General features: G+C 71.5%; 2 protein-coding genes. Both read right to left on the bottom strand.

What is annotated here, in order from left to right:
* Positions 1-225: 225 nt before the first annotated feature.
* Complete coding sequence (locus ACWD26_RS44050; protein ID WP_451279398.1) at positions 226-1,164, bottom strand: aldo/keto reductase; 939 nt, start codon at positions 1,162-1,164, stop codon at positions 226-228.
* Positions 1,165-1,186: 22 nt separating this feature from the next.
* Positions 1,187-1,951, bottom strand: a 765-nt coding sequence (locus tag ACWD26_RS44045) for an aldehyde dehydrogenase family protein (RefSeq protein WP_451279396.1), incomplete at its 5' end; no start/stop codon positions are given.

Genomic DNA, 1,951 nt, shown 5'->3' with positions numbered 1-1,951 from the left:
CGGTAGGCCTCCAGGACGGCCTGGAAGCGCATGACGCGGAAGTCGTCGAGGAACTCGTCGACATCCAGGTTGTCCAGATCCAGCCGGTCCTCGAGGACCTTCAGGGTCGTGGGGCCGAGCTCGAAGTTGATCAGGGTGGCGTAGGCGTCGAAGGTGACGATCTCTCGCATGGTGTCTGCCTCGGTCTCGCGGGTTTCCGGATTTCCAGGGGGTGGGGTGGGGGCTTCAGACGACGCGTTCGCCGGGGGTGACGATCGCGTCGAGTGCGGCCAGGTCAGCCGGGTCGGGGATCCAGCCGGCCGCCGCCGCGTTGGCGGTGACCTGTTCGGGGGTCATGGCGCCGCAGATGACGGAGCCGACAGCGGGGAGCGCGGCCAGTGCGCCGACGGCGACCTGGAGGAGGGTGAGTCCGCGTTCGGCGCCGTAGACGGTGAGCGCCTCGGCCTTGTCGAGGGCCTCGTCGGTGAGCCAGCCCTCCCGCCAGGACAGGCGGCTGCCGGCCGGGGGCTGCTCGCCGCGCCGGTACTTGCCGCTGAGCAGGCCGTTGGCCAGCGGATAGTACGGCAGCAGGCCGACGCCGTGGTGCAGACAGGCCGGGATCAGGTCCCGCTCCACGGTCCGGTCGAGCAGGTGGTAGCGGGCCTGGGTGGAGACGAAGGCGTCGGTGAGGTCCTCGGCCGGGAGGTTGGAGCAGCCGATGTACCGGATCTTGCCCTCGTCCACCAGTTCTCGCAGCGCGGCGACGGTCTCCTCCAGGGGGGTGACGCCGTCCGGCTCGTGGTACTGGTACAGGTCGATCCGGTCCGTACCGAGCCGGCGCAGCGACGCCTCGACGGCGTACCGGACGTAGCGGCGGGAGCCGCGCGGGCCGTGCCGCTCGGCCTCCTCGTCCATCTCCATGCCGAACTTGGTGGCCAGCACCACCTCGTCCCGGCGGCCCTTCAGCGCGGCGCCGAGGAGCCGTTCGCCGTCACCGCGCCCGGTGCCGCTCTCCCCGAACCCGCCGTACATGTCGGCGGTGTCGAAGAGGGTGATCCCGGCGTCGAGAGCCGCGTGGACGACGGCCTTCGTTCCGTCCTCGTCGAGGCGGGAGCCGAAGTTGTTGCCGCCGACGCCCACCACGGAGACGGTCGGGCCGCGGTCACCGAGCGTGCGGTATCTCATGACCGGCCTCCTCTCATGGCGTTCACGACCGGTTGCCGAAGCCGATGCAGACGTTCTTGGTCTGCAGGTAGCTGTCCAGGCCCGCCAGGCCCTTCTCCCGGCCCCAGCCGCTGTGCTTGTAGCCGCCGAAGGGGAGCTCGACGCCTGTGCCGACGCCGGTGGCGTTGACGTAGACCTGTCCGGCACGGATGCCCTCGGCCAGGCGCATCGCCTTGTCGATGTCGCGGGTCCAGACGTAGGAGGCCAGGCCGTACGGGCTGTCGTTGGCGATGTCCAGGGCCTCGTCGACGTCGCCGAACTCGATGACGGTGACGACGGGGCCGAAGATCTCCTCGCGAGCACAACGGGCGTCGTTGGTGAGGCCGGTGAGGACGGTCGGCTCGACGTAGTAGCCGTCGGCCAGGGCCGGGTCGGACGGGGCCCCGCCGACGCGGACCGTCGCGCCCTCCTGCCGGGCCACGTCCAGGTAGCCCAGCACCCGGTCGCGCTGCCGTGCGGCGACCAGCGGACCGATGTCCGGGTCGGTGAGCCCCGGGCCGACACGCAGTGACGCGGCGTGCGAGACCAGCTTCTCGAGGAACTCCTCGGCGCCGCGCTGGAGCAGCAGCCGGGTGCCGGCCGAGCAGGTCTGGCCCGCGTTGCCGAAGGCCGAGGCCGCGACGGCGGTCAGCGCCAGGTCGAAGTCGGCGTCGGCGAAGACGACGACCGGCGACTTGCCGCCCAGCTCGGTGACCGAGGGCACCACGTTGGCGGCGGCGGCCTGGGCGACCTTGATGCCGGTCGGCAC

It is taken from the genome of Streptomyces sp. NPDC002787, from assembly GCF_053592095.1.
The sequence above is the reverse complement of the archived record's forward strand: the minus strand, read 5'-3'. Positions and strand labels throughout refer to the sequence as shown.

Coding starts and splice junctions, on each gene's coding strand:
- ACWD26_RS44050 (WP_451279398.1), bottom strand. CDS start 1,164: ATGAGATACCGCACGCTCGGTGACCGCGGCCCGACCGTCTCCGTGGTG.